The organism is Streptosporangium sp. NPDC048047 (assembly GCF_040653115.1).
Taxonomy (GTDB): domain Bacteria; phylum Actinomycetota; class Actinomycetes; order Streptosporangiales; family Streptosporangiaceae; genus Streptosporangium.
The window spans coordinates 1-25,925 of record NZ_JBEZNH010000061.1 but is presented as its reverse complement, the minus strand read 5'-3'; the positions used below and the strand labels follow the sequence as shown (position 1 = coordinate 25,925).

General features: G+C 70.9%; 24 protein-coding genes and 1 tRNA gene. 11 read left to right on the top strand and 14 right to left on the bottom strand.

Annotated elements, in window-relative coordinates:
- Positions 1-10: 10 nt before the first annotated feature.
- Positions 11-610 carry a TetR/AcrR family transcriptional regulator C-terminal domain-containing protein gene (locus AB0D67_RS33265; protein ID WP_362944808.1) on the top strand — a complete coding sequence of 200 codons (600 nt, stop codon included), beginning with the start codon at positions 11-13 and terminating at the stop codon, positions 608-610.
- Between the two features lie 55 nt (positions 611-665).
- Positions 666-1,064 carry a hypothetical protein gene (locus AB0D67_RS33260; protein WP_362944806.1) on the top strand — a complete coding sequence of 133 codons (399 nt, stop codon included), beginning with the start codon at positions 666-668 and terminating at the stop codon, positions 1,062-1,064.
- A gap of 52 nt (positions 1,065-1,116) precedes the next feature.
- Here AB0D67_RS33260 and AB0D67_RS33255 read toward each other — a convergent pair whose 3' ends face one another.
- Positions 1,117-1,281 (bottom strand): hypothetical protein, encoded by a 165-nt coding sequence (locus AB0D67_RS33255; protein WP_362944804.1) that lies wholly within the window; start codon positions 1,279-1,281, stop codon positions 1,117-1,119.
- 253 nt (positions 1,282-1,534) lie between these two features.
- Here AB0D67_RS33255 and AB0D67_RS33250 point away from each other — a divergent pair, with 253 nt between their 5' ends.
- A complete protein-coding gene (locus AB0D67_RS33250) occupies positions 1,535-2,869 on the top strand; it encodes an acyltransferase (RefSeq protein ID WP_362944802.1) in 1,335 nt (444 codons plus the stop codon).
- Here AB0D67_RS33250 and AB0D67_RS33245 read toward each other — a convergent pair.
- From AB0D67_RS33245 to dnaA, 13 genes are all read right to left on the bottom strand, one after another.
- Complete coding sequence (locus AB0D67_RS33245; protein ID WP_362944800.1) at positions 2,830-4,146, bottom strand: hypothetical protein; 1,317 nt, start codon at positions 4,144-4,146, stop codon at positions 2,830-2,832. The two genes, AB0D67_RS33250 and AB0D67_RS33245, sit on opposite strands and share 40 nt — an antisense overlap.
- A gap of 10 nt (positions 4,147-4,156) precedes the next feature.
- Positions 4,157-4,633, bottom strand: a complete 477-nt coding sequence (locus AB0D67_RS33240) for a hypothetical protein (RefSeq protein ID WP_362944798.1) — start codon at positions 4,631-4,633, stop codon at positions 4,157-4,159.
- Between the two features lie 29 nt (positions 4,634-4,662).
- Positions 4,663-5,532 carry a copper resistance protein CopC gene (locus tag AB0D67_RS33235; RefSeq protein WP_362944849.1) on the bottom strand — a complete coding sequence of 290 codons (870 nt, stop codon included), beginning with the start codon at positions 5,530-5,532 and terminating at the stop codon, positions 4,663-4,665.
- A gap of 490 nt (positions 5,533-6,022) precedes the next feature.
- A tRNA-Ile gene (locus tag AB0D67_RS33230) sits at positions 6,023-6,099 on the bottom strand.
- Between the two features lie 154 nt (positions 6,100-6,253).
- Complete coding sequence (locus AB0D67_RS33225) at positions 6,254-6,904, bottom strand: DUF3566 domain-containing protein (protein ID WP_362944796.1); 651 nt, start codon at positions 6,902-6,904, stop codon at positions 6,254-6,256.
- A gap of 72 nt (positions 6,905-6,976) precedes the next feature.
- The gene (gene gyrA, locus AB0D67_RS33220) at positions 6,977-9,508 is read right to left on the bottom strand and encodes a DNA gyrase subunit A (RefSeq protein ID WP_362944794.1); all 2,532 of its coding nucleotides are present in this window, start codon (positions 9,506-9,508) and stop codon (positions 6,977-6,979) included.
- A gap of 62 nt (positions 9,509-9,570) precedes the next feature.
- A complete protein-coding gene (gyrB, locus tag AB0D67_RS33215) occupies positions 9,571-11,529 on the bottom strand; it encodes a DNA topoisomerase (ATP-hydrolyzing) subunit B (protein ID WP_362944792.1) in 1,959 nt (652 codons plus the stop codon).
- 309 nt (positions 11,530-11,838) lie between these two features.
- Positions 11,839-12,573 carry a DciA family protein gene (locus AB0D67_RS33210; protein ID WP_362944790.1) on the bottom strand — a complete coding sequence of 245 codons (735 nt, stop codon included), beginning with the start codon at positions 12,571-12,573 and terminating at the stop codon, positions 11,839-11,841.
- Positions 12,563-13,780 (bottom strand): DNA replication/repair protein RecF, encoded by a 1,218-nt coding sequence (gene recF / locus AB0D67_RS33205; protein WP_362944788.1) that lies wholly within the window; start codon positions 13,778-13,780, stop codon positions 12,563-12,565. Before recF ends, AB0D67_RS33210 begins: the two co-directional genes overlap by 11 nt.
- 296 nt (positions 13,781-14,076) lie before the next feature.
- Positions 14,077-15,018: a phosphogluconate dehydrogenase (NAD(+)-dependent, decarboxylating) gene (gnd, locus tag AB0D67_RS33200; protein ID WP_362944786.1), complete on the bottom strand. Its 942-nt coding sequence runs from the start codon at positions 15,016-15,018 to the stop codon at positions 14,077-14,079.
- Between the two features lie 34 nt (positions 15,019-15,052).
- Positions 15,053-15,790 (bottom strand): 3-keto-5-aminohexanoate cleavage protein, encoded by a 738-nt coding sequence (locus AB0D67_RS33195; RefSeq protein ID WP_362944784.1) that lies wholly within the window; start codon positions 15,788-15,790, stop codon positions 15,053-15,055.
- 127 nt (positions 15,791-15,917) lie between these two features.
- Positions 15,918-17,057: a DNA polymerase III subunit beta gene (gene dnaN / locus AB0D67_RS33190; protein ID WP_362944782.1), complete on the bottom strand. Its 1,140-nt coding sequence runs from the start codon at positions 17,055-17,057 to the stop codon at positions 15,918-15,920.
- A gap of 573 nt (positions 17,058-17,630) precedes the next feature.
- On the bottom strand, positions 17,631-19,511 hold the full coding sequence (dnaA, locus tag AB0D67_RS33185; protein ID WP_362944780.1) for a chromosomal replication initiator protein DnaA: 1,881 nt from the start codon (positions 19,509-19,511) through the stop codon (positions 17,631-17,633).
- A 530-nt stretch (positions 19,512-20,041) separates the two neighbouring features.
- Here dnaA and rpmH point away from each other — a divergent pair.
- The 8 genes from rpmH (at position 20,042) to AB0D67_RS33145 (ending at position 25,786) form a co-directional block, all read left to right on the top strand.
- Positions 20,042-20,179: a 50S ribosomal protein L34 gene (gene rpmH / locus AB0D67_RS33180; protein WP_010849920.1), complete on the top strand. Its 138-nt coding sequence runs from the start codon at positions 20,042-20,044 to the stop codon at positions 20,177-20,179.
- Between the two features lie 112 nt (positions 20,180-20,291).
- Positions 20,292-20,666: a ribonuclease P protein component gene (rnpA, locus tag AB0D67_RS33175; RefSeq protein ID WP_362944778.1), complete on the top strand. Its 375-nt coding sequence runs from the start codon at positions 20,292-20,294 to the stop codon at positions 20,664-20,666.
- A complete protein-coding gene (gene yidD / locus AB0D67_RS33170; RefSeq protein ID WP_362944847.1) occupies positions 20,666-20,944 on the top strand; it encodes a membrane protein insertion efficiency factor YidD in 279 nt (92 codons plus the stop codon). The genes rnpA and yidD overlap by 1 nt, the downstream gene beginning before the upstream one ends.
- A 4-nt stretch (positions 20,945-20,948) precedes the next feature.
- The gene (gene yidC / locus AB0D67_RS33165) at positions 20,949-21,914 is read left to right on the top strand and encodes a membrane protein insertase YidC (protein WP_362944776.1); all 966 of its coding nucleotides are present in this window, start codon (positions 20,949-20,951) and stop codon (positions 21,912-21,914) included.
- A 34-nt stretch (positions 21,915-21,948) separates the two neighbouring features.
- Entirely contained in the window at positions 21,949-22,446 is a 498-nt protein-coding gene (locus AB0D67_RS33160; RefSeq protein WP_362944774.1) for a R3H domain-containing nucleic acid-binding protein, read from the top strand.
- Between the two features lie 406 nt (positions 22,447-22,852).
- Entirely contained in the window at positions 22,853-23,563 is a 711-nt protein-coding gene (gene rsmG / locus AB0D67_RS33155) for a 16S rRNA (guanine(527)-N(7))-methyltransferase RsmG (protein WP_362944772.1), read from the top strand.
- Positions 23,564-23,877: 314 nt separating this feature from the next.
- The gene (locus AB0D67_RS33150; RefSeq protein WP_362944770.1) at positions 23,878-24,711 is read left to right on the top strand and encodes a ParA family protein; all 834 of its coding nucleotides are present in this window, start codon (positions 23,878-23,880) and stop codon (positions 24,709-24,711) included.
- A 70-nt stretch (positions 24,712-24,781) separates the two neighbouring features.
- Positions 24,782-25,786: a ParB/RepB/Spo0J family partition protein gene (locus tag AB0D67_RS33145; RefSeq protein WP_362944768.1), complete on the top strand. Its 1,005-nt coding sequence runs from the start codon at positions 24,782-24,784 to the stop codon at positions 25,784-25,786.
- Positions 25,787-25,925 lie beyond the last annotated feature (139 nt).

The following is a 25,925-nucleotide window of genomic DNA, read 5'->3' as shown; positions in this document are numbered from 1 at the left end:
CATACGGTGTATGGCAGTGAGCGCGCGCAGGGGACGGCCCCTGACCCCGGAGGAGATCCACATGACGGCCCTGCGGCTGATCGACGCCGCGGGCGTGGAGAAGCTGTCCATGCGCAAGCTGGCGGCCGAGCTCGACGTCAACCCGATGTCCCTCTACCACCACGTCCAGGACCGGACCGACCTGCTGCGCGGCGTCTGCGCCCTCGTCGCCGCCGAGGTGCGGCTGCCCCCCGACGACGGCGCCCCCTGGCAGGACCAGCTCCGGGCCCTGGCGCACGCCTACCGCTCGATCGCCCGCTCCCACCCCTCGCTGTGGTCCCACATGAACACCCACCCCGACGTCGTGGACCAGTCGGGCGCGCTCTGGGTGGTCTACAACCGCATCCTGGTCGCCGCCGGGGTCCCCGCGGACCGGCTCGCCCACACCCGCACGGCGCTCTTCACGTTCGTCTCCGGCTTCATCACCGCCGAGAGCGAGGGCCTCCTCGCGGAGCTCGCGAGGCTCGCGGAGCTCGACGGCGTGGACGACGCCGACGCGACGTTCGCGGTGGCCGTGGACCTCATCATCGCCGGCCTGGAGAACGGCCCGTCCCGTTTCGCGCGGCCGTGAACCCCGGCGGCGTGAACGTATGGGCGACGGGCCTCCGGCGGGCTACCGTGGAACGGTGCCCGAAGACAACGGATCCCGCGCGGACGCCGCGCGGAGCGCCCGGATCGGTGTGACCCTGGCCGTGGCCTCCCTGGCGAACTACCTCGCCTGGCTGGGCTGGGACCGGCAGAAGGACGTCGCGCCGGACGGCGGCGTCAGCGGCCCATACCAGCCGTGGCAGGTGGCGGGCTTCGTCGTCGTCCTGGGGGTGCTCGCCTTCCTCGCCGGCCGGTACGGCGTCCCGAAGTCCGGCACCCTCGCCGTCGCGGGCGTGACCTGGCTGGCCTGGACGGTCGGCGCCGCCACGTCCGACGACAGCGGGCTGTGGGCCGTGGGCTCCGTCCTGCTGCTTCCCGCCGTCTTCCTCGGCGTCGGCCTCGTCGCGTTCCTGGCGGCCCGCAGCGGCGGGCGCTGAGGCACCTCGGGGCGTACGGCGCGACGGCGGGGCCGGAGGTCCTCGCGCGCGTCTACGGCTCGCGGCCGGCGCGACGGGCCTCGACGACGCCCATCACGACCGCGGCGACCAGGGCGATCAGACCGATGATAAGCAGCCACTTCAGGGCCTTGAGCAACAGGCCGAGCAGGATGAACACCACCGCGACGACTCCCAGGGTGATCAGCAAGGCGCGCATGGGACTTTCCTCTTCCGCGTGGAGGTCACGGCCATCCGAGGGCCATATCGGTCACTGAATCGCATACCCATACGAATAACCAGGTAACAGCGGGCTCAGCGGGAACGCGACCGGATCAGCCTGTCGCGGACGTAGGCGGCCCCTGGTCGTCCATGATCAGGGGCCTCATTCCGGCACCTCCGCCCGTACCTCCCATCGGCCGGCGGCCGGTCCGTCGAGCCCGCCTTCAGGATGCGCTTACGAATCTCCCAGGATGACCGCCTACCCTGACCGGATGTTCGCCGGAGTTGTGGAGACGAGTCGGAGCGTTGCCCGGGAGGAGGCCCCGCCCCCGCGGTCGCGGCCGCCGTCCGCACCACGGCAGGGGTGGCTGGACGCGTTGCGCGGCATGGCCGCGCTGGTCGTGGTGTTCGAGCACTCCCTGGACGCGCTCCTCCCGGAGGTGCGCGCGACCGCCGGCCCGTGGTTCGACTTCGGCCAGTACGGCGTGCTCGTGTTCTTCCTCGTCAGCGGCTACGTGGTGCCGGTCTCGCTCGAACGGCGCGGCAGCGTCGGCGGGTTCTGGATCAACCGGGTCTTCCGGCTGTACCCCCTGTGGCTCGTCGCCGCGGCGGCCGGGACGGCGTTCGGCGTCGCGGGCGTGTACACCCCGCTGCCGGACCAGCTGGCGGACGCCCCGGGCGTCGCGGCCCTGGCGCACCTGACGATGCTCCAGGACCTGCTTCAGGTGAACAGCGTCGTCAACGTGTTCTGGACCCTCTCCTATGAGATGGTCTTCTACCTCCTCGTGACCGCCATGTTCACGGCCGGCGTGCACCGCTTCAGCGTCACCGGCATGCTCGCCTTCGCCGTGGCGGCCGTCGCCGTGGGAGGGCTGCTCCCGGCGGGCGCGCTGTCACACGGCCTGGGCACCACGCCGGTCGTGGTGACGACCGCGGTCGTGCTGCTCGCGGCCGCCGCGTCTCTGGCCTGCGGCGGGAGCCTCCGCCGGTACGGCACCGCGGCGGCGGCCGTGCTCGCCCTGGTGCTGCTCGGCGTCAACAGCCGGGTCGGGGCGTGGCAGAGTCTCGCCATCCTCGCGACGATGTTCGCCGGCACCGTCTTCTACCGGCTCGACCAGGGACAGGCCGGCCGGAGGAGGACCGGGTGGCTGCTCGGCCTCGTGCCGGTCGCGTCCGCCGGAGCCGCGTGGGCGTTCGGCCCCGGCTGGGGCATGCCCGACGACCAGGCGCGGGCCTTCACCTGGGGCTGGACCGCCGCCGTCGCGGCGGCCTGGGCGACCTTCCTGGCCGCCCGTCTTCTGCGGAACCGGGCGATGCCCCGTCTCCTCGTCCGGCTCGGCATGATCAGCTACTCCGTCTACCTGCTGCATCCCCTCGCGATCCAGGTCCTCCGGCGGCTGACGGCGGACCCCGCCCGCTTCCCCCTCGCCGAACGGCTCGTCATGGCCGTCCTGCTGCTGGCGGTGGTGCTCGGCTGCGCGGAGCTGACCTACCGGGCCGTCGAGCGCCCGGCCCAGTCCCTGGGCCGCCGCCTGTCCCGAGCGGCTCAGGCGGCGAACAGGAGGAGCAGGCCCACCACGGTGTAGACCACCATCAGCACGAGCAGGGGGATCTGCCCGAGGACGGCGGTACGCCGGGGGAACAGGGCCAGCGCGCGGTCATGGGCCAGTACGGTGCCCAGCACGTGACCGACGACGATGACCGTGACCTGGAGGGTGGCGACCCCCGCGGGGGTGGTGCCGAGCGCCTGGACGGTCCACCCGGCGGTGCCCAGCCAGTCGGCGCCGGTGTCCAGCGGATCGGACAGCAGGGCGATGGTCCGCTGCCCCTCCAGGAGGAACAGGGTGTAGTAGTGGGCCACCACGTACCCGACGGCGATCGGCACCATCGAGTGGGCGATCTCTCCCGCCGTCGTACCCGGCTCCGCCGCACCCCACCGGCCGGCCAGCGCCGTCGCGGCCCGGTACGCCGCGAGCACCAGGGCGATGACGGCGACCAGGCCGGCGGTGCCCGTGACCGGGGCCGGCACCGCGCTCTCCTGCGTGAAGCGCACCCAGACCGGGGCGTTGGACAGGCTGTCGTACATGGTCGAGCCCAGGAGCACGACCACCAGTGTCGTCAGCCCCGGCGCCGGTCGCAGCCCCGCCATGCCGTCCAGGGAGTTGCGCCAGACCAGCACGCCGTCGCGGTGTCCGGTCACCGGGGCCAGCCTGCCCACGAGGTCGCTGTAGACCTCGAACGGATCCGCGTGGTCGAACCACCGGGAGCCGAAGACCACCGCCCCGGCGAGTGTGAGCACGGTGTAGGCCGCGAGCCAGGCCCCGATGACCGGCAGGGTGGCCCGCTCCGGGGCGACGAGTTCCAGCCAGACGAAGGCGAACAGTCCCACGCAGGCGGGCCGGTATCCGACGCCCGCGGGCAGCGGCCGCAGGCCGAGTTCCGGGTCGCGCCCGAGCCCCTCGCAGGCCAGCAGGTGCAGCGTCCGCAGCGGGTTCAGGCCGCGCCACACCGGGCCGAACAGCAGTGACAGCGGCACCAGGCCGACCCAGAACAGAACGTAGAACGCCCCGGCCGTGGGATTGTCGGCCCGATCGGGACCGAAGATCAGCCCGATGCAGAAGTACGCCGCGGCGACGAGCCCGGCGGCTCGCCAGACCCACCGCCAGGCCGGCGCGGTCACCGCCGTCCGGACGGCGGCGGGCAACGAGCGGGCACCGGTGAGGGCGGCGCCCAGCCGTGGTTCCCTCCACAGCGCGCCGAGCGCCACGAACGACACCAGCAACGCGAGGACCGCGCCGGTCAGCGCGGCCGAGAACGGAATCGGCAGGTCCTGACGACCGCCGACGCCGTGAGCCGGCCACATCCCGGCCGGCCTAACGGACGACGAGCTGGAACAGCTGCAGCCCGGACTCGTGGGTCTCCATCTCGAACAACCCGGTCTCGTCGGCGACGAACTCGATGCTCGCGGGGGTGCCGGGCTTCAGCTGGGCCTCCTTGTCGTACCCGTGCAGGTGCGCCTCGTCGGCGGTGTCGCCGGTGACCGTGATCCGCACCGTCTGGCCCCTGGCCACCTCGATCCGTCTCGTCGGCGGCGTGACCTTCCGGCCGGCGATGGTGACGGTGATCTCCTTCACCGCCGGGTCCGCGGGGGCGGCGGACGCCGACTCTCCGGAGGTCGCGGGATCCGGCTCCGCGGGAGCGGGGGCGGCCGTCTCGGTGGATCCCGGGGCGGCGGACCGGGTGGGGGCGGCGGCATCCGGCCCTCCACAGGCCGACGTGGTCGTCAGCAGGACCACGCCGAGCGGGAGCGCGGCGAGCAGCGGGCGCAGGCGCGCAGGCACGATCGTCATGGGGGTTCTCCTGGGGGCAGGGCGGCGAATCAGCGTCGCTTGGCGGATTCAGGGCGGTGGGGGGTGCGTGACGCCGGCGCGCGTGAGGGCGCCCTGGCCTGCGGGCGGCCGGAAGGCCGCCGGACCGCCGCGGCGGTGGGTGCGGGCCGCCGCGCGGCCCGTACCACCAGGACGCCCGCTCCGACGACGAGGACCGCGGGGACCAGCCATACCGACGACCCGGTGCCGGAACCGGCCGGCTGCGCGTCACCGGTGGGAGCGCCGGCCGTACCGGTCTCGGGAACCGCGGCCTGGCTGCCGCCGGTCTGTGGCACCGCCGGGCCGATCACCGCCGGGCTGCCGCCGGTCTCGGGCACCGGGGCCTGGGTGCCGTTCCCGGGCCCGGCCGAGGCGAGCAGGGCGGGGTCGGGCTCGTTGTCCGGAGCCCGCCAGCCCTTCGGCGGCCCCGAGGTCCCGCCCTTGTAGGTGAACCGCAGCTCTCCCCGCACCGGCTCCCCGTCGGAGGCGATCGACAGGTACCGGACGACGTACTCGCCCCGCTCCGGCCAGTAGGCGACCGGGATCTCCGCCGGGAATCCGGTGTTGTACACGCTCGGTTCCCACACCCCGTTGACGAGGTTGTACTCCTGGACCGGCTTGTCGAGGCGTTCGGGCCGGCCGTGCGTCCAGGGCCGGTCGACCCGGGCGCCGCCGGGAGCCGTGACCGCGAAGTACGCGTTCGAGGCGGGCACCTCGGTGAAGTAGAGCGCGAGGGACTTCATCGGCTCGCGCACCGTGCCGCCCTTGACCGGCGTCGACATCGCGAGCTGTCCGTGGGCGGAAGCGGGCGCCGCCAGGGCGGCGGTCGCCAGCGCGCCGACGACGACCACCAGAAGCAACCGGCCCAGGCAGCGCGCCATCGTCACTTCTCGCTCCATGAGGTACGACCCCTGGATGGGGAGATGCGGCTCGGACCCGTGGGGCCGATTACGACGAGATTAACGACTTTCGCCACCAATGAACAGAACTCAGTGCGGCTTCAACAGAAGCCAGGGGGACCCGGTGACGGAACCGAGGTGTTCGGTGCGGAAAGCACGACCGGGACGCTGACCGTGGTCCGCGAAGCTCGCGCACGAACCTGCTCCGCCCCTTCTCTCGCCCGAGCCGTTCACCGTCCGGCAGGAAGGCTCGGACCCCTCGGCTCAGCGAGGGCGCCCAACGGCGGCCGCGCCCGGTGAAGCACCCCGAAGGGCATATAGGGACCGGCAGGATGACACCCAGGACGCCGGGAGGACCTCTTGAACACGTCAGCGCCCACTCGTGGCGGACGGCGCGACGGTCAGATGACGGTCGAACAGCCGAAAGGCCGACTCCCGAATCTCGGGAACCGGCCTCTGAACCGCTTTTTCGTGGTGGGGCTACCAGGACTTGAACCTGGGACCTCTTCCTTATCAGGGAAGCGCTCTAACCGACTGAGCTATAGCCCCTCGTCGCGAAGAAACGGTATCGCATCCGCTCTGCGGAGGCGAATCCGTTCGTTCGAACAGGGAAAAGCTTACCCTCTTCCGGCACCCGTTCGCGCCATGTCCCCGGCCCGCGGACCGGGGACGGCCGGGCTGCCGGGGACACGGCGCGGGACGGCTATTCAGCCTCGCTGAAGGTGACCTCGACACCACCGACCAGGTCGGAGGCGATGTTGTAGATCACGGCACCGAGGGTGGCCAGGGCGGTGATCAGCACGACGTTCACCGCGCCGATCAGGGCGGTGTAGCCCAGGATCCGCACCGGCTCGAACCAGGCGGCGGCGTCGATGCCGCCGGTGGACTTGCCGTCCGCCGTGGTCACCTGGTTCACCATCTGGATGATGTTGTCGAACACCCCCAGGCTGGACAGCGCCATGTAGAGCACGGCGACCGCGACGAACAGCACCACGAAGCAGACCAGCGACACCACGAAGCTGAACTTCATCGCCGACCACGGCTCGACCCGGCGCAGCACGAGGTGGGCCTTGCGCGGCGCCTTCGCGGGGGCCTCGGCGACCTTCTTGTCGGTGGCCGGGATGCCCGGTGACCCGGAGGACGACAGGTCCCCGGGAGTCCAGGAGGAGTTGCCCGCGTCCGGGGACGCCGGGCGGATACGCACCGCGGACTCGCTTGGCTTGCCGTCCTCGATCGCCGTCACGTTCTGCCTGCCCTTGAGATCGTCGGTCACCGATTCACCGGTCCCCGGCGTTCTACCGTCGGCCGGCGACTCGACCGCTCCGGCGGCCTCGGCCCCCGCGGTCTTGTCCATCTTCTCCGTTACCTGATCGCGTGTCGACGAGGAAGCCGGACGTGGACCCTTTTTTCCCTGGGCATCCACGTGTCACTCCCCTTCGCCGCTCTCCGGGACCGCGAGGGCCTCGGCATTGTCACGGGCCCCGGCGGCCTCGGCGTTGCGCGCGAGCGCCACGACGCTGTCACCTTCCGCGAGATTCATCAGACGTACCCCCATGGTCTGGCGACCGGACTGCTTGATCTCTCCTGCGCTGGTCCGGATTACACCGCCGTTGGACGTGATCGCGAAGACCTCGTCCTCCGGCCTGACCATGGCAGCACCCACAAGCTTGCCACGGGAGCTGACGATCTTAGCCGTCAGGACACCCTTGCCGCCCCTTCCCTGGACCGGGTACTGGTCGGCCGGGGTGCGCTTGGCGTAGCCGCCCTCGGTGGCGATCAGCACGTCGTCGCCGTCGGCGATGCGGTTCATCGCCAGCAGCTCGTCGCCCTCCAGGAACCGCATGCCGATCACGCCGCTGGTCGCCCGGCCCATCGGGCGCAGCGCCTCGTCGGTGGAGGTGAAGCGGATCGACTGGGCGCCGCGGGAGATGAGAAGGAGGTCGTCGTCCTCGGACACCAGCCGGGCGGCGATCACCTCGTCGTCCTCCCGGAGGTTGATGGCGATGAGACCGCCCGAACGCGGCGAGTCGTACTCCGTGAGGCGCGTCTTCTTCACCAGGCCGTGCCGGGTGGCCAGCACGAGGTACGGGGCCACGTCGTAGTCACGCAGGTCCAGGACCTCCATGATGACCTCGTCGGGCTGCATGGCCAGGAGGTTCGCCAGGTGCTGGCCGCGCGCGTCGCGGGCGGCGTCCGGCAGCTCGTACGCCTTGATCCGGTAGACGCGGCCCTTGTTGGTGAAGAACAGCAGCCAGTGGTGCGTCGTGGTGACGAAGAAGTGGTCGACGATGTCGTCCTGGCGGAGCTGGGCGCCGCGCACCCCCTTGCCGCCGCGCCGCTGCGCCCGGTACAGGTCGATGTTGGTGCGCTTGGCGTAGCCGCCGCGGGTGATCGTGACGACCATGTCCTCCTCGGCGAGGAGGTCCTCGATCGACATGTCGCCCTCGTAGGCGATGATCTCCGACTTGCGCTCGTCGCCATACCTGTTCACGATCTCGGTGAGCTCGTCGAGGATGATCGTCCGCTGCCGCTGCGGCGAGGCCAGGATCTCCTGGTAGTCGGTGATCTGCGTCATCAGCGCGTCGTGCTCGTCGGTGATCTGCTGCCGCTCCAGGGCGGCGAGCTTGCGCAGCTGCATGTCGAGGATGGCCTGCGCCTGGACCTCGTCGATCTCCAGCATCGTCATCAGGCCGCCCTGGGCCGCCGAGGCCGACGGCGAACGCCGGATCAGGGCGATGACCTCGTCCAGCCGCTCCAGCGCCTTGAGCAGCGCGCGCAGGATGTGGGCGCGCTCCTCGGCCTTGCGCAGGAGGTAGCGGGTACGGCGGACCACGACCTCGACCTGGTGCGCCACGTAGTGGCGCACGAACTGGTCCAGCCGCAGGGTGCGCGGCACCCCGTCGACCAGGGCCAGCATGTTGGCGCCGAAGGTGGTCTGCAGCTGGGTGTGCTTGTAGAGGTTGTTCAGCACGACCTTGGCGACCGCGTCGCGCTTGAGCACGATCACCAGGCGCTGGCCGACCCGGGAGGAGCTCTCGTCGCGGACGTCGGCGATGCCGTTGATCCGGCCGTCCTTCACCAGCTCGGCGATGGACAGCGCGAGGTTGTCCGGGTTGACCATGTAGGGCAGCTCGGTGACGACCAGGCACTGGCGGCCCTTGGCGTCCTCCTCGACCTCCACGATCGCCCGCATGGTGATCGACCCGCGGCCGGTGCGGTAGGCGTCGTCGATGCCGCGGCGGCCCACGATGAGCGCGCCGGTGGGGAAGTCGGGGCCCTTGACCCGGGCGATCAGCGCTTCCAGCAGCTCCTCGTCGTCCGCCTCGGGGTTCTCCAGGCACCATTTGATGCCCTCGGCGACCTCGCGCAGGTTGTGCGGCGGGATGTTCGTGGCCATGCCGACCGCGATGCCGGCCGAGCCGTTGACCAGGAGGTTCGGGAACCGCGACGGCAGGACCAGCGGCTCCTGCGAACGCCCGTCGTAGTTGGGCTGGAAGTCGACGGTGTCCTTGTCGATGTCACGGATCATCTCCATGGCGATCGGCGCGAGCTTGCACTCGGTGTACCGCATGGCGGCCGGCATGTCGTTGCCGGGCGATCCGAAGTTGCCCTGGCCGTCGACCAGGGTGTAGCGCAGCGCCCAGGGCTGTGCCAGCCGTACGACGGTGCCGTAGATCGACGAGTCGCCGTGCGGGTGGTAGGAGCCCATGACGTCGCCGACGACGCGGGAGCACTTGAAGTAACCCCGGTCGGGGCGGTAGCCGCCGTCGTACATGGCGTACAGCACGCGGCGGTGCACCGGCTTGAGCCCGTCGCGGACGTCGGGCAGCGCACGGGACACGATGACCGACATCGCGTAGTCCATGTAGCTGCGCTGCATCTCCGACTGGATGTCGACCGGCTCGATGCGCTCTGTCGGCTCTGCCGGCTCTGCGGGCGGAGTGTTCACGTCCGTCACGGGTGATGGGTCCTTTTCGAAGAGAGGTCTGTACGGCTGCCGCTACACATCGGGAACCGCCGCTACACGTCGAGGAAGCGGACGTCCCGCGCGTTCCGGATGATGAAGGAGCGGCGCGCCTCCACGTCCTCACCCATCAGGACGCTGAACAGCTCGTCGGCCTGTGCGGCGTCGTCGAGGGTGACCAGGCGCAGGACACGGGTCTCGGGGTTCATCGTGGTGTCCCACAGCTGGCCGGCGTTCATCTCGCCCAGACCCTTGAACCGCTGGATGCCGTCGTGCAGACGCGGGTCGCGCCTGCCCCTGCCGATGCCCTCATTGATGATCGCGTCACGCTCGGGGTCGGAGTAGGCGTAGGAGGCGTCCTCGCCCCTGCGGTCCCACTTGATCTTGTAGAGCGGCGGCTGGGACAGGTAGACGTGCCCGGCCTCGATCAGCGGCCGCATGAAGCGGAACAGCAGCGTCAGCAGCAGCGTGTTGATGTGCTGACCGTCGACGTCGGCGTCGGCCATCAGGATCAGCTTGTGGTAGCGCAGCTTGGAGATGTCGAACTCGTCGTGCACGCCGGTGCCCATGGCGGTGATCAGCGCCTGGACCTCGGCGTTCTTCAGGACCTTGTCGATCCGCGCCTTCTCGACGTTCAGGATCTTGCCGCGGATGGGCAGGATCGCCTGGAACTTGGAGTCGCGGCCGCCCTTGGCGGAACCACCGGCCGAGTCGCCCTCGACGATGAACAGCTCGCACTTCTCCGGGTCGCTCCACTGGCAGTCGGCCAGCTTGCCGGGCAGGCCGGAGCCGGCCTCCAGCAGCGACTTGCGCCGGGTCAGGTCGCGGGCCTGACGGGCCGCGAGGCGGGCACGGGAGGCCTGCAGGGACTTGTTGATGATGTCCTTGGCCTCGCCGGGGTTGCGCTCGAACCAGTCGCGCAGGTGGTCGTTGCAGGCCTTCTGGACGAACGACTTGGCCTCGGTGTTGCCCAGCTTGGTCTTGGTCTGGCCCTCGAACTGCGGGTCGGCCAGCTTCACCGAGATGATCGCGGTGAGGCCCTCGCGGATGTCCTCACCGGTGAGGTTGTCGTCCTTGCCCTCCTTGAGGAACTTCTGCTCGCGCGCGTAGCGGTTGACGATCGACGTCAGCGCCGCGCGGAAGCCCTCCTCGTGGGTGCCGCCCTCGGCCGTGTTGATGGTGTTGGCGAAGGTGTAGACCGACTCGCTGTAGGAGTTGTTCCACTGCATGGCGATCTCGACCGAGATCCCCTCGCCGCTCTCCTCGAAGTCGATCACGGAGACGTGCGCCGCGTCCTTCTTGGAGTTGAGGTGCTTGACGAAGTCGGACAGGCCGCCCTCGTAGTGGTAGGTCACCTCCACCGGCCCGTCCTCGCCGTCCTCGCCGGCGGAGTGGCCGGGGCGCTCGTCGCGCAGGCAGATCGTCAGGCCCTTGTTGAGGAAGGCCATCTCCTGGAAGCGCCGCGAGAGCGTCTCGAAGTTCCACGTCGTGGTCTCGAAGATGGTGGGGTCGGCCCAGAAGGTGATCGAGGTGCCGGTCTCGTCGGTCGGCTCGCCCTTGGCCAGCGGGTGCGTCGGCCTGGTGTCGGCGTAGCTCTGCCGCCAGTAGTGGCCGTCGGTGCGGATCTCCACCTCCAGCCGGTTGGACAGGGCGTTGACCACCGAGACGCCGACGCCGTGCAGGCCGCCCGAGACGGCGTAGGACTTGCTGTCGAACTTGCCTCCCGCGTGCAGCACGGTCAGGACGACCTCGACCGCGGGACGCTTCTCGACGGGGTGCATGCCGACCGGGATGCCACGGCCGTTGTCCACGACCCGCACGCCGTTGTCGGCGAGCAGGGTGACCTCGATCCTGTCGGCGTGACCGGCGAGGGCCTCGTCGACGGAGTTGTCCACCACCTCGTAGACGAGGTGGTGGAGACCCCGCTCGCCGGTCGAGCCGATGTACATTCCCGGGCGCTTGCGGACTGCCTCGAGCCCTTCGAGAACGGTGATTGAGCTAGCGTCGTAGGACAAGTGCGGAATCCTCCTGCCGCGGACACGCAGCGGGGACGCGATTCAGCCCCGCCCTGCCCGTCACCGTCGTGAATGCCCCGATGCGCCCACCCGGGGGAGTCGGCCTCACAGGCCGGGGTGTCACGCAAACGGACGTGTCCGGAATTCAGTTCCATTCTAGCGGCTCGAAGCGCGTGATGCGGCATTGACGGGCTCCAGAAGCCTCTCTAGCGCGTCCACCCTCCATTTGGGCATCCCCCCTCGGGGGTGGGGGGTCATCGCGCGAGAGGGGCCGCTGATCCGTTTTCGGCGTCAGCCGGACCTCCGTGATCAACCGTACGTGTCACCTGGGCCTCGGCTGCCGGTGACCCGGAGCCCGCCGGGCCGGGGTCCGTGCTGCGGGCCGCGCACCCGCACCCGCTGCACCGTGCCGTCCCCGAGCTCCTCGTTCAGCCGCCTGACCAGGGTCCTGGCCAGCAGGCGCACCTGGGTGGCCCACGCCGTGGAGTCGGCGGACACCACGACCTCCCCGTCGGCGAAGGTCTCCGGCCGGGTGTGGGAGGCCAGGTCCGGGCCCACGATCTCCGGCCAGCGGCCGAAAACCCCGCCCACCGCGGCGGGCCGCTCCCAGCCCCGGTCGGCCAGCAGGTCGGCGATGGCCCGGCCGAGGAGCTGGGGGTCGCCGCCGTCCCTGCGGGCGCCGGACGCCGCGCGCCTGGGCTCGCGCCGCGGCAGCCTGCCGCGCTTGGCCGCGTCGGCCTTGGCCTGGGCCAGCTTCTCCCTGGCCAGTGCGGCGCCCCGGGCCGCGGTGTCCGCGGACGCCTCGGCGGCCGCCGCGGCGCCGGTCCCCGCGCCGGTCCCCGCGCCGGAACCCGTACCGCTCCCGGTGCCGTTTCCGGCGCCGGAACCCGTACCGGAACCGGTGCCGGCGTCCGCACCGGATACGGCGCCCTCGCCGGCCGCCCTCGAAGTCCTGGAGCCCCGGGAGTCTCCGGAGCCCCCGGAGTCCCCGGAGCCGCGCGCGGGCCGGCCCGGCCGGTCCCGCGCGGCGTCGTCAGCGGACACGCCCGACACTCCCCTCGGTCACGTCGAACCTGGCCCCGGCCAGCTCCGGCGGCACGTCGGCGGGCACCGCGGCGGTGATGAGCACCTGCTCGGCCGGGGCGACGATCTCGGCCAGGCGGCGGCGCCGGCGGCTGTCCAGCTCGGCGAAGACGTCGTCGAGGATGAGGACCGGGTCGCCGCCGTCGGCCCGCAGCAGGTCGTAGGCGGCCAGCCGGAGGGCCAGCGCGAACGACCACGACTCCCCGTGGCTGGCGTAGCCGCGCGCGGGAAGGTCCCCCAGGCCCAGGAACAGGTCGTCGCGATGCGGGCCGACCAGGGTGACGCCGCGTTCCAGCTCGGCGCTCCTGACCTCGGCCAGCGCCTCGCGCAGCCGCTTCTCCAGGACCGAGCGGTCGGCCGGGGCCTCCCCGGCGCCTCCGGCGTTCCCGTCGTCCCCGGCGTCCGGCGCGTCCCCGGTCAGCGTGCCGCGGTAGACCAGGTCGGCCGGGGCCGAGTCGGGGGCCAGGGCTGCGTAGGAGGCGGCGACCAGCGGCCGCAGCGCCTCGACCAGCTCCAGCCGGGCGGCGAGCAGCTCGGCGCCGTGCCTGGCGAGGTGGGCGTCCCACACCTCCAGCGTGCTCAGCGGGTCGCCCGCCCCGGCGGCGGCGAAGCCCGCGTCGTTCTCGGCCCGGCGTCCGCCCCGGCCGCTCCGCCGCGCCTGCGCCGCCGTGCGCAGCAGCGCCCCCCGCTGCTTGAGCACCCGGTCGTAGTCGGCGCGGACCCCGGCGAAGCGGGGCGTCCTGGCCACCAGCAGGTCGTCGAGGTAGCGGCGCCGCTCCGAGGGGTCGCCCTTGACCATCGCGAGGTCCTCCGGCGCGAACAGGACCGTGCGCAGCAGCCCGACGACGTCGCGGGCGCGGGAGACCGGCGAGCGGTTCAGCCGGGCGCGGTTGGCCTTCCCCGGGTTGATCTCCAGCTCGACCAGGGCGCGGCGGTCCTCCCGCACGACGACGCATCGGACGACCGCCCGTGCCGCTCCGTGCCGTACCAGCGGCGCGTCGGTGGCCACCCGGTGGCTCGACTGCGTCGCGACGTAGCCCAGCGCCTCGACCAGGTTGGTCTTCCCCCGCCCGTTGGGCCCGACGAAGGCCGTGACGCCCGGCTCCAGGCCGAGGTCGGCGGTGTCGTAGGACCGGAAGTCGGTCAGCGAGAGATGGGCGACGTACACCCCTCGAAGACTAGCCGCACCCCGGGAGCCGCGGTCGGCCCCACCGGTCACCGGTTTCCACCGCGGCACGCCGCTCCTGTCGTCCACAGCGGGTCACAGGGGTCCACGGCCGTCCACGGCCGTTCACGGCGGGCCCCACCGGTCGCCGGTGCCAGTCACCGGGTCACCGGTGACGGCCGACGGCCGACGGCGGGCGAATCCCCGCCGGGCGTGCGCGGGGGCGTTCGTGAGGGTGCCCGTACGGCCGCGCGCCCCGCGCCTCTCGCGGCGGGGTGCGCGGCCGTACGGGCACCGCGTCACCTGTCGGCCTCCGGCGGCGGGGCCACGTCGGCGCCCGGGGCGTCGGCGCCCTTGGCGACCTGGCCCTCCTTGGCGGTGACCGCGTGACCGCCGAACTGGTTGCGCAGGGCCGCGACGACCTTCATGGCCGGCGAGTCGTCCTGGCGGGAGGCGAACCTGGCGTACAGGGCGGCGGTGATGACCGGCAGCGGCACCGCGTGGTCCACGGCGGCCTGGACGGTCCACCGGCCCTCGCCGGAGTCCTGGGCGTAACCCCTCAGGTCCGCCAGGCCCGGGTCCTCGTCGAGGGCGCGGACCAGCAGGTCGAGCAGCCAGGAGCGGATGACCGTGCCGTTGCGCCAGCTCTTGAAGGAGCCGGCCACGTCGGTCACGACGTCGGACGCCTCCAGCAGCTCCCAGCCCTCGGCGAAGGCCTGCATCATGCCGTACTCGATGCCGTTGTGGACCATCTTCGCGAAGTGGCCGGCGCCGATGCCGCCCGCGTGGACGAAGCCGCCCTCCTCTGGCTTGAGGGTCTCGAAGATCGGCATCAGCCTCCGGACGTCCTCGTCGGAGCCGCCGGTCATCAGCGCGTAGCCGTTCTGCAGGCCCCAGACGCCGCCGCTCACGCCGCAGTCGACGAAGCCGACGCCCCGGGCGCCGAGCTCCTCGCCGTGCTTGCGGTCGTCGAGATAGTGCGAGTTGCCGCCGTCGACGACGACGTCACCGGGCGACAGCAGCTCGCCGAGCTGCTCGATCGTCGCCTGGGTCGGCGCGCCGGCCGGCACCATGACCCATACCGCGCGCGGCGCCTGGAGCCGGTCCACCAGCTCCTTAAGGCTCGCGACGTCGCTGATCGACGGGTCGCGGTCGTAACCGACCACGTCGTGGCCGCCGCGGCGCAGGCGCTCGGCCATGTTGCCGCCCATTTTGCCCAGCCCGATCATGCCGATTTGCATACGAGCACCCCCTCTATTTGGGTTTCTTCATCCATCACGTAAGGCGCGCCATCGCAAGCCGTACCAGATCGGCGTTTCCGGCAACGGGGTCGCCCACAGGGCTGTGGAGGACGTCCTCCAGGCCGACGCGCGTAGCCAGACCCATCTGCCCCGCTTCATCGACAAGTATCCAGGTCGGCTCCTCCTCGCCGTGAAGGAGCCGACGCCCGGGTACGCCCAGCTCGTCCAGGCGGGCGAGGACGGCGTGCGCGCGGGACACGGCGGTGGCGGCCGGACCGCCGATGATCTCCACCAGCACCCGCAGGCACTCCAGGCCGCTCGCGGCGAGCGCCTCGGCGTCGGCGGTGGACCAGACCCCCGCCTCGACGTCCACCCCGAGCTCGCGCAGGTCGTGCCAGAGCTCCGCGAAGCCGGGCTCGGAGAGGTTGACCGAGGCGAAGTCGGGCCGGTCCCCGGCGGGCAGCTCCGCCCAGCCCAGTACGGCCCGCCGCCGCTGCCCGGCGTCCCCGCCGGATATCCACAGGCCCGTGCTGACGCCGACGGGCATGCCGGGGCACGCCCGCCGCACCTCACGGACGGCCGCGCCGATGTGCGCGGCGCTGAGAGACTCTCTGCCGGTCTCATCGCGCGGGTGCATATGAACTGCCGTCGCACCCGCCTCACGGGCCTCACGGGCCTCCTGAGCGAGCTGCAGGGGGGTCAGGGGCAGCGCCGGGTGCTCGCCGGGATTCCTCGAACCGTTGAGGCACGCCTTCAGCATGATCTCGGTCACCGGTGAACCGTACCCGGGCCCGCCGCGGACTCACCCGGCGGGCGGCGCGTCCCGTCCTTCGGCACGTCCCGCCCTTGGCGCGCCCCCGCCCTCCGGGTGGCAGGAGCGGCCGGGGACGCGGGCCGCGTCAGCTCGACAGGCGGATCGGCATGATCAGGTAGCGGTAGTCGGGGGTCCCGCCGTCCTCCACGGGCTTGCCACCGGTGAGGATCGCCGGCTTGGTGGAGGTGGTCATCTGCAGGCGGGCCACGTCGGAGTCGATCGCGCCGAGCCCCTCCAGCAGGAACTGGTGGTTGAAGGCGATGTTGATGTCGTCGCCGTCGAAGTCGACGGGCAGCACCTCGACCGCCTGGGCCTCGTCGCCGGTGCCCGCCTCCAGGACGACCTCGCCTCCGCGGAAGGCCAGCCGGACCGGGGTGTTGCGCTCGGCGACCAGGGCCACGCGCTTGACGGCCTCGACGAAGGCGCTCGTGGACAGGTCGGCGCGGGCGGAGAACTCCGTCGGCAGCAGCGAGCGGTACTTGGGGAACTCCGGGTCGAGCAGCCGGGTGGTGGAGCGGCGACCGGCGCTGGAGAAGCCGATCATGCCCTCACCGGTGCCGCCCGCCGAGCTCAGCGCGATCTCGACCTCGGCGCCGGTGCTGCCCAGGGCCTTGGCGGCGTCGGCGAGGGTGCGGCCCGGGATCATGGCGATCGCCGAGAAGTCGGGCTGCCCCGGCTGCCACTTCAGCTCGCGTACGGCCAGCCGGTAGCGGTCGGTGGCGGCGAGGGTCACGGTGTCGCCCTCGATCTCCATGCGCACACCGGTCAGCATCGGCAGGGTGTCGTCCTTGCCCGCGGCCACGGCGACCTGGCCCACGGCCGAGGCGAACACGTCGCTGCCCACCCGTCCGGCGGCCGGCGGCATGGCGGGCAGGGAGGGGTAGTCCTCCACAGGCATGGTGAGGAGTGTGAACCGGGCGCTTCCACAGGTGACGACGGCCTTGGCGCCGTCCACCACGAAGTCCACAGGCTGTGCGGGCAGCGCCCGGGTGATCTCGGCGAGGAGCCGGCCCGAGACCAGCACCACGCCCGCCTCGCCGCTCTGGGGTTCGAGGGTCACCTCGGCGGAGACCTCGTAGTCGAAGCCGGAGAGCTTGAGCTGGCCGCCGTCGGTGACCTCGAGACGCATGCCGGCCAGCACCGGCACGGAGGGACGCGCCGGAAGGCTGCGCGCCGTCCATGCGACCGCCTCAGCGAGGACGTCTCGCTCGATCCGGAACATCACGGGGATCTGCCTCCTGTGTGGCGAGCGCTCGTCGCTCGCCGCCTTGGGTTCGGGTGTTCACTGTCCCGCACCTGTGTGCTCCGGGACCCCTCTATGGGTCTTGATGTTCTTAGAGAGATACATGGAGTCATCACAGTAGGGGGTGTGGAAACTGTGGAAGACCATTGTTTCCGCAGGTCAACTATAGTTTTTTCATCCACCGGGGGTGTGGGTTAAGGGTGTGGAGAACCCGGCGGGCTGTGGACGGCCGAGGTTTGCCCACAGGCCGTCCCCAGATCAAGGGGTGTTCATCCACCGGTTATCCACGAGGTTTCCCCAGGTTATCCACTGGGTAAGAGACCGTTTTGTCCTTGGGGAAAACTCTCCCCACAGGGCGTCCACAGGTTGTCCACGAGTTCTCCCCAGCTTTTCCCCAGGTTCTCCCCAGCTTTGTCCCCAGCCGGTGAGGCCGAGTCATGTTCGTTCGCAGGTGATGACCACTGCCGAATGCCCCGATAATCCGTCTTCGGGCGACTCGCACCTTCAGTCCACAAGGTTTTCCACAGCCTGTGCATCACGGAGTGGCGAGTCTCATCAGCCGCGAGACTGCTGCTTGATCCTCGTGGTCAGCTCGTTGACCTGGTTGTAGATCGAACGACGCTCCGCCATGAGGGAACGGATCTTCCGGTCGGCGTGCATGACCGTCGTGTGGTCACGGCCGCCGAACTGCTGCCCGATCTTCGGCAGCGACATGTCGGTGAGCTCCCGGCACAGGTACATGGCGATCTGCCGGGCGGTGACCAGGACCCGCGAGCGCGAGCCGCCGCACAGGTCGTCGACCGACAGGCCGAAGTAGGACGCGGTGGACGCCATGATCGTGGCGACCGTTATCTCCGAGCCGGCGTCCTCGGTGATCAGGTCCTTGAGCACGACCTCGGTGAGCTGCAGGTCGACCGACTGCCGGTTGAGGCTGGCGAACGCCGTCACCCGGATCAGCGCCCCCTCCAGCTCGCGGATGTTGGTGGAGATCCGGCTGGCGATGTACTCCAGCACCTCCGGCGGCGCGGCCAGCCCCTCCTGGATCGCCTTCTTGCGCAGGATCGCGATGCGGGTCTCCAGCTCCGGCGGCTGGACGTCGGTGATCAGACCCCACTCGAAGCGGTTGCGCAGCCGGTCCTCCAGCGTGACCAGCTGCTTGGGCGCGCGGTCGCTGGAGATGACGATCTGCTTGTTGGCGTTGTGGAGGGTGTTGAACGTGTGGAAGAACTCCTCCTGCGTCTGCTCCTTGCCCTCCAGGAACTGGATGTCGTCCACGAGCAGGATGTCCACCGCCCGGTAACGGGCGCGGAAGCCGTCGGCCTTGTGGTCGCGGATGGAGTTGATGAAGTCGTTGGTGAACTCCTCGGAGCTCACGTATCTCACCCGCGCGCCGTCGTAGAGGCTCTGGGCGTAGTGGCCGATCGCGTGCAGCAGGTGGGTCTTGCCCAGGCCTGAGTCGCCGTAGATGAACAGCGGGTTGTACGCCTTGGCCGGCGCCTCGGCCACCGCGACCGCCGCGGCGTGGGCGAACCGGTTGCTGGAGCCGATGACGAACGTCTCGAAGGTGTACTTCGGGTTCAGCCTGGCCGGCTCCCCCTGTGGACGGCCGCCGCGGCCGTCCCACCTGTTCTGCGTCTGGGCCGGCGGCGGGCCCGGCACGGGTGACGGCCGGTCGAAGGCGTCGTTCTCGGGGCGGGGCGGCGCGGGCCGCGGGTCGTACCCGCCGGGACCCGCCGGACCTCCCGCACCCGGGGGCCGGTAACCGTCGGAGCCGCCGGGACCGCCGGGGCCTCCCGCGCCCGCGGGCCGGTAGCCGTCGGGACCTCCCTGGCCGTAGCCGCCGGAGCCCGCGGGGCCGGCGTGCCCGCCGGGGCCGCGCTCGCCCGGACGCTCCGCCTCCGCGTCGTCCGGAGGAAGGTACGGCTGAGCCGGCTCGTCCATCCGCCCGTACGGGTAGGGAAACCGTCCACCCTGTGGTTGATGCTGTGGATAACCGGTGGACGGCGTCGCCCCGGACCCCGGGTCCCGGTAGCCGTCCTGGGTGGAGGAACCGTCTCCGAGCTGGGAAGACATGGGCTGTGCATAACCCTGTGGCTGCCCCTGGCCCTGTGCGTAACCCGGGGCCGGAACCTGTGGAAAAGTGTCGCGCCGGGGAGAGACCGCGGTCTCGGGACCGGCGGCCCCGGGATCGACCATGACCGCGACCTTCATGGGACGGCCGAACTCCGCCGACAGCGCGTGGCTTATCAGGGGACGGAGCTTGTTCTCCAGGACGTCACGGGCGAAGTCCGTGGGCGCGGCGAGCACCACGGTGTCGTTCATCAGGCCGAACGGCCGGGTCATGCCGAGCCAGACACGCTGCTGGGACGGGACGCTCTCGTTGAGGGAGTTCTCCAGCGCGCGTGCCCACATCGCACCGAGATCCACGTCATCCACGGCCCGGCTCACCTCCTCAGACGCGGCCCCCGACCGAGCTTCACCGCGATTCCCGTTATCCACAACCGGCGGCCGCCGGTTCCACCGGATCCTCCCGCCGTCCACCCGCCGGGCGCCCCGGAGGCCCGGAGGGCCACCATCCGGAATCCACAGGCAATCCACACGGTGTACACAGCCCCGCGCCCGCCGCCCGGCGCATCGTCGCAGCGGAGAGTAGGTCTGGAAGGGCCGACAGTAGTCTTGTCCACATCTCTGTTCAAGACGTTGTCCACAGCCTAGTGGCAGTACGGGGGAGGCTGGGTGCACGTCCTGTGGACGGCGGGGCGGCGGTGGACGAAGGGGCTGTGGATTCGTGGAAAACCCGTCCGGTGCCCGCTCGCCGGTTTGACCTGGGACACGCGGGCACCGTAACGTACGACGGTCGGCTTACCATGCGGCGGCTATTTCGCATGCCCCGCCTCCGGTGAGCCAGCCACTCTGTCAAGCGTCCCCATGTGCTGGGGGCCGCGCCCTGAGCCTGGAGCCCACTCGTGAGCAAGCGTACTTTCCAGCCGAACAACCGTCGTCGCGCCAAGACCCACGGCTTCCGGCTCCGTATGCGCACCCGCGCCGGCCGCGCCATCCTGGCCGCCCGCCGTCGCAAGGGCCGCGCCGAGCTCTCCGCCTGACGTATCCATCGGCCCGGTTCGCCGGGCCGGGGCAGCAGCGTCTCTTCGCCCGCCGGCCGTGACAGCCGGCGGGCGATAGCCGTACCTGCCCGGATCCCGCGAAGACCCACTCATGTTGCCGTCCGAATCCCGCATGCGCCGGGGCGAGGAGTTCGCCGGCGCGGTCAGAAAGGGAGGCCGAGCAGGCCGTCCCACCCTGGTCGCGCATCTGGGCATGCGCCCGGAGAGCGGCGATCCGCCGCTGGTGGGGTTCGTGGTGAGCCGGGCCGTGGGAGGCGCGGTCGTCCGCAACCGCGTCAAGCGCAGGTTGAGACACCTCATGCGAGAACGCCTGGATCGCCTCCCGCGAGGTAGCCTGCTGGTTGTACGCGCCAATCCACCGGCCGCGTCCGCGCGAAGCGAGCGCCTTGCCGCCGAACTCGACGTCGCGCTGGATCGTTTACTCAGGCGGCGAGAGCCTCCCAAGGCTCGCATGGATGGGCGATGATGACGGCGCAGCAGACCGACGGCGGCACTCCCGCCGCCAGGACCCTGATGGCTCCTATCCGGCTCTACCGGGCCTATGTGAGCCCCCTGCTGGGTCCCCGTTGCCGTTTCCACCCCTCATGCAGCGCCTACGGTCTGGAGGCCCTGGCCGTTCACGGCGCGTTGCGCGGCACATGGCTGACGATCCGGAGAATCGGGCGTTGCCACCCATTCCATCCCGGAGGTTTTGACCCGGTGCCCCCACGCCCGGTCCGGTCCGACGAAACGCAAGGGAGCTAGCTCCGTGGAGCTGTCCTGGCTGAACTGGCTGTACACGGCCGTCGCCCATGTCATCACCTGGATCCACCAGGGTTATAGCAGCTTCCTCGCCCCTGACAGCGGGCTGACCTGGGCGCTGACCATCATCACGCTGACCGTGCTGATGCGGCTGCTCATCTTCCCGCTCTTCCTCAAGCAGATGCGCTCGTCGAAGAAGATGCAGGAGCTGGCCCCCAAGGTCCAGGAGCTGCGCAAGCGCTACAAGAACGACAAGCAGCGCATGAACCAGGAGGTCATGGCGCTGTACCAGGGGGCCGGGGCCAACCCGCTCGGCGGCTGCCTGCCGATCGTGGCACAGTTCCCGATCTTCATCTCGATGTTCACCGTGCTGAACGCGATGGCGCACGGCGCGACGGTGAACGGCCAGCCCAAGTTCGGCATGTCGTGGGAGCTGGTCAAGAGCGCCCAGGCGGCGCACATCTTCGGCGCCCCGCTGCCGGCCACCTTCTGGACCAGCTCCGAGCAGATCCAGGCCCTGGGCGGCGCCAACCCGATCCAGACGAAGATCGTGCTCGCGGTCTTCGTGGCGATCAGCTCGCTGACCACCTTCCTCACCGTCCGGCAGAGCGTCACCCGCTCGGCGGCGCAGATGCCGGACAACCCGATGGCGCAGCAGCAGAAGATCCTGATGTACGTCTCGCCGCTGTTCGCCATCTTCTCGCTGAACTTCCCCCTCGGCCTGATCCTCTACTGGGTCACCACCAACCTGTGGACGCTGGGCCAGCAGCACTGGTTCTACAGCCGCAACCCCTCGCCCACGATCGACGCCAAGGGGAACGTGGTGACCCCCGAGCCCAAGCCGGGCCTGCTGAGCAAGGTCAGGAAGACCGAGGAGCCCCCCGCTCCTCCCGTCGAGCAGGGCCCCAAGGTGATCCGCCAGCAGCCGACCCGTCAGCCCCGCAGCAAGCGGACCGGTAGCAAGAAGTCATGACGACCCAGCCCCGACAGCACGAAGGAGTGGCGGAGTGACCGAGGCCGAGAAGGAGACCGTCAAGACGGCTCCGGACCTCGCCGCGCTGGAGCAGGAAGGCGAGGTCGCGGCGGACTACATCGAGGGTCTGCTCGACATCGCCGACATCGACGGTGACATCGACATGGACGTCGAGGGCGACCGCGCCGTCGTGTCGGTGGTGGACGTCAAGGGCGGTGACCTCGTCGGCGCCAACGGCGAGGTGCTGGAGGCGATCCAGGAGCTGACCCGGCTCGCGGTCCACCGCCAGACCGGCCAGCGGTCCCGGCTGATGCTCGACATCGCCGGTTACCGCGACCACCGCCGGGCGGAGCTGCGCGACCTCGGCACGAAGGTCGCCGCGGACGTCAGGGACAGCGGCGAGCCCAAGGCGCTCCAGCCGATGACCCCGTTCGAGCGCAAGATCGTCCACGACGCGGTCGCGGCGGCGGGCCTGCGAAGCGAGTCCGAGGGCGAGGAACCCCGGCGCTTCGTGGTGGTCCTGCCCGCCTGACCCCCGCGGCGGACGCGAGCACCGGCCGCCGCCCCTGGTCCGTCCAGGGGCGGCGGCCTTTTTCGTCACCGGACCGTCCCCCTCCCGCGCCGTCCGGGCACGGTTCTCCCCGATGAACCTCCGGGGCTTCCTCCAGGGCTTTTCGCCGGCGGGCTTCCGGGTACGGCCTGCCCCGGTGAACCGTGCCCTCTCCGGGTACGGCCTTTCGCCGGTGAACCGCCTCCTTTGACCGGCCACGATCTGCCCCGATGGACCACCCCCTCCGGGTACGGCTTTTCGCCAGGGAACCGCTCCCCCGGACACAACGGCCTTTTCCCCGGCCCTCTTCGGTGCCTGTCGACGAGAGCGGCCCGTTAGCCTTGGAACGCCCTGACCATGACAGTTTCTGAGAAAGAGTGAGCGTCGAGTGAGCGAGCAGATCCCCGAGGCGCCCGAGGTCGCGCGCGAGGTGTTCAGCGGCGACGCCTGGTCGAGAGCGGAGGAGTTCGCCGGGCTCCTGGCCGGTCCAGGGGTGGTTCGCGGGCTGCTCGGCCCGCGTGAGGTGCCCCGGATCTGGGACCGCCATCTGCTCAACTGCGCGGTGGTCGCCGAGGCCGTCCCCGCCGGTGTGCGTCTGGTGGACATCGGCTCGGGCGCCGGCCTTCCCGGCCTGGTCCTGGCGATCGTACGGCCCGACATCCAGGTCACGCTCCTGGAGCCGCTCCTGCGCCGGACGACGTTCCTCCAGGAGTGCGTGGACACGCTGGGGCTCGGCAACGTCGAGGTACTGCGCGGCCGGGCGGAGGAGGTCGCGGGCCGGCGGGAGTTCGACGTGGCCTGCGCGCGGGCGGTGGCGCCGCTCGACCGGTTGCTGAAATGGGCGCTCCCCCTGCTGCGCGAGGGCGGTGAGCTCTTGGCGCTCAAGGGAGAGCGGGCGGCCGGGGAACTGGCGGACGCAGAAGCCCAGTTGCGGGCCAGTGGGGTACAAACCGCCGAACTTGTGTCCGTCGGGCAGGGTAAGGTCGAGCCGCCGGCAACTCTCATCCGGGTGGTCGCCGGTCGGCCCCCCGGGAAAGCGCGCCAGGCGGTCCGCGGGAAGGATCGCACTCCGCGGGTGAAACGGACCCGGCAGCAGTAGACAGCCGGACAGCGCCACCGGTAAGACCGAGCAAAGCGAGTACGAAGCCAGTGAATGACCGTGGAAATGCGATCTCGGGCGCGACACGCGGTCTCGGCTGGCCCGAGAATTCCGTCGCCCTGCCAGCGGGACACCCCGGTGGTCTGGGCTGGCCGGTCCCGGCTTCCGAAGCCGTGGCCCGGCCGGTCGAAAGGGCGGCGACCGTGACCCAGGTGACCCAGGTGACCCAGCCACCCCTTAGCCCCGGCGACTCGCCGCTGGTACGAGAGGCACTCAGTTCAGTGGTTTCACGTGAAACATCGGCCCAGACGACCATGACCGCTCCAGGAAACTCCAGCGTGCCCCGGGACGCCGTATGGCCGCGTCCGCCGAAGACCCGCGTCTTCACGGTCGCCAACCAGAAGGGCGGGGTGGGTAAGACCACCACGTCGGTGAACCTCGCGGCGGCGCTGTCCATGCACGGTCAGCGGGTCCTGGTGGTCGACCTCGACCCGCAGGGCAACGCCTCCACGGCGCTGTCCGTCGACCACCGCGGTGACGTGCTGGACATGTACAAGGTCCTGGTCGAGGACGTACCGCTGGAGGAGGTCGTCAAGGAGGTCCCGGACATGCCGGGGCTCCACTGCGCCCCCGCCACGATAGACCTGGCCGGTGCCGAGATCGAGCTCGTCTCCATGGTCGCCCGCGAGGCACGTCTCCAGCGGGCGCTGAACGCCTACAAGGCCCAGGAGTTCGACTACGTCCTCATCGACTGCCCTCCTTCGCTCGGCCTGCTGACGGTCAACGCCCTGATGGCCGCGAACGAGCTGCTGATCCCGATCCAGTGCGAGTACTACGCGCTGGAGGGCCTCGGCCAGCTGCTGCGAAACGTGGACCTGGTCCGCGCCCACCTCAATCCCACGCTCGACCTGTCCACCATCCTGCTGACGATGTACGACGGGCGGACCCGCCTGGCCTCCCAGGTGGCGGAGGAGGTGCGGTCGCATTTCAGCGGCACCGTGCTGAACACGGTCATCCCGCGGAGCGTCCGCGTGTCCGAGGCGCCCAGCTATGGCCAGTCCGTCATGACCTACGATCCCGGCTCCAGCGGCGCGATGGCCTACATGGACGCCGCACGCGAAATCGCCTACCGCGGCGCTGCGGTGTGAGCGTCCAGGGGACTGTGGCTGTCATCATTACGAGGATCATCAGGGACGCCGACGTGAGCCGGGAGAGGCAGTGAGCAAGCCGCCGAGGGGACTGGGCAAGGGACTGGGAGCGCTCATCCCGACCGGCCCGGCCATGACGGAGGTACGGACGCCGGTCCAGGAACCGGTCGTGACCACCGGTGCGACCGCAGCGACGGTCATCATGGAGCCCGAGTCGCCGGAGGGGCGGCAGCCCGGTCTCCAGCCGGTCGCGGGCGCCTATTTCCTGGAGATCCCGATCGGGAGGATCAGGCCGAACCCGCGCCAGCCCCGCGAGATCTTCGATGATTACGCGCTGGACGAGCTGGCCATCTCGATCCGCGAGGTCGGGCTGCTCCAGCCGATCGTGGTCCGGCCGGTGGACGACGACGCCTACGAGCTCATCATGGGGGAACGCCGCTGGCGCGCCTCCGAGCGCGCCGGGCTCTCGGAGGTCCCCGCGATCGTCCGCGACACCCAGGAGGACAAGCTCCTCCTGGACGCCCTCATCGAGAACCTCCAGCGGGAGCAGCTCAACCCTCTGGAGGAGGCCGCCGCCTACCGGCAGCTCCTCGATGACTTCGGCGCGACCCACGAGCAGCTCGCCACCCGCATCGGTCGTTCCCGTACCCACGTGACGAACACGTTGCGCCTGCTCAAGCTGCCGCCCAACGTCCAGCGGAAGGTCGCGGCGGGCACGATCACCGCCGGGCACGCCCGTGCCCTGCTGACACTGGACGACCCGGCCGCCCAGGAGCACCTCGCCAGCCGGATCGTGGCGGAGCTGCTGTCGGTCCGGGAGGTCGAGGAGATCGTGGCCGTCGGCGACGCCAAGGCCGCTCCGGCCCCGGCTCCCCGGGCGCCTCGGGCGAAACCCGTCGAGGAGCCGGCTCTCCGCCAGCTCGCCGACCGGCTCTCCGACCGGTTCGAGACCCGGGTGAAGGTCGACTTCGGTCGTCGCAAGGGGCGCATCGTGGTGGAGTTCGCCACCATCGACGATCTGGAGCGCATCATCGCGACGATGGCCCCGGACTCCATGGGGGACAGCGAGAGCTGACGGTCCAGCTGTGACGGCGGCCCGGTGTTTCACGTGAAACACCGGGCCGCCCGGCTAGGGGGGGCCGGGCGGCACCCCCCGCCCACCCGCGCGGGGCCGTGGGGGCGGGGGGCCGGGCGGGGGGGGGGGCCGGCGCGGG

What these genes read in the sequence shown, in the direction of transcription:
- AB0D67_RS33250 (WP_362944802.1), top strand. Translation starts at nt 1,535, where the DNA reads ATGACCGCCTACCCTGACCGGATGTTCGCCGGAGTTGTGGAGACGAGT.
- rnpA (WP_362944778.1), top strand. Translation starts at nt 20,292, where the DNA reads ATGTTGCCGTCCGAATCCCGCATGCGCCGGGGCGAGGAGTTCGCCGGC.
- AB0D67_RS33150 (WP_362944770.1), top strand. Translation starts at nt 23,878, where the DNA reads ATGACCGCTCCAGGAAACTCCAGCGTGCCCCGGGACGCCGTATGGCCG.
- gnd (WP_362944786.1), bottom strand. Translation starts at nt 15,018, where the DNA reads ATGCAAATCGGCATGATCGGGCTGGGCAAAATGGGCGGCAACATGGCC.
- AB0D67_RS33255 (WP_362944804.1), bottom strand. Translation starts at nt 1,281, where the DNA reads ATGCGCGCCTTGCTGATCACCCTGGGAGTCGTCGCGGTGGTGTTCATC.
- AB0D67_RS33235 (WP_362944849.1), bottom strand. Translation starts at nt 5,532, where the DNA reads ATGGCGCGCTGCCTGGGCCGGTTGCTTCTGGTGGTCGTCGTCGGCGCG.
- AB0D67_RS33245 (WP_362944800.1), bottom strand. Translation starts at nt 4,146, where the DNA reads ATGTGGCCGGCTCACGGCGTCGGCGGTCGTCAGGACCTGCCGATTCCG.
- AB0D67_RS33225 (WP_362944796.1), bottom strand. Translation starts at nt 6,904, where the DNA reads ATGGACAAGACCGCGGGGGCCGAGGCCGCCGGAGCGGTCGAGTCGCCG.
- AB0D67_RS33240 (WP_362944798.1), bottom strand. Translation starts at nt 4,633, where the DNA reads ATGACGATCGTGCCTGCGCGCCTGCGCCCGCTGCTCGCCGCGCTCCCG.
- AB0D67_RS33265 (WP_362944808.1), top strand. Translation starts at nt 11, where the DNA reads ATGGCAGTGAGCGCGCGCAGGGGACGGCCCCTGACCCCGGAGGAGATC.
- yidD (WP_362944847.1), top strand. Translation starts at nt 20,666, where the DNA reads ATGACGGCGCAGCAGACCGACGGCGGCACTCCCGCCGCCAGGACCCTG.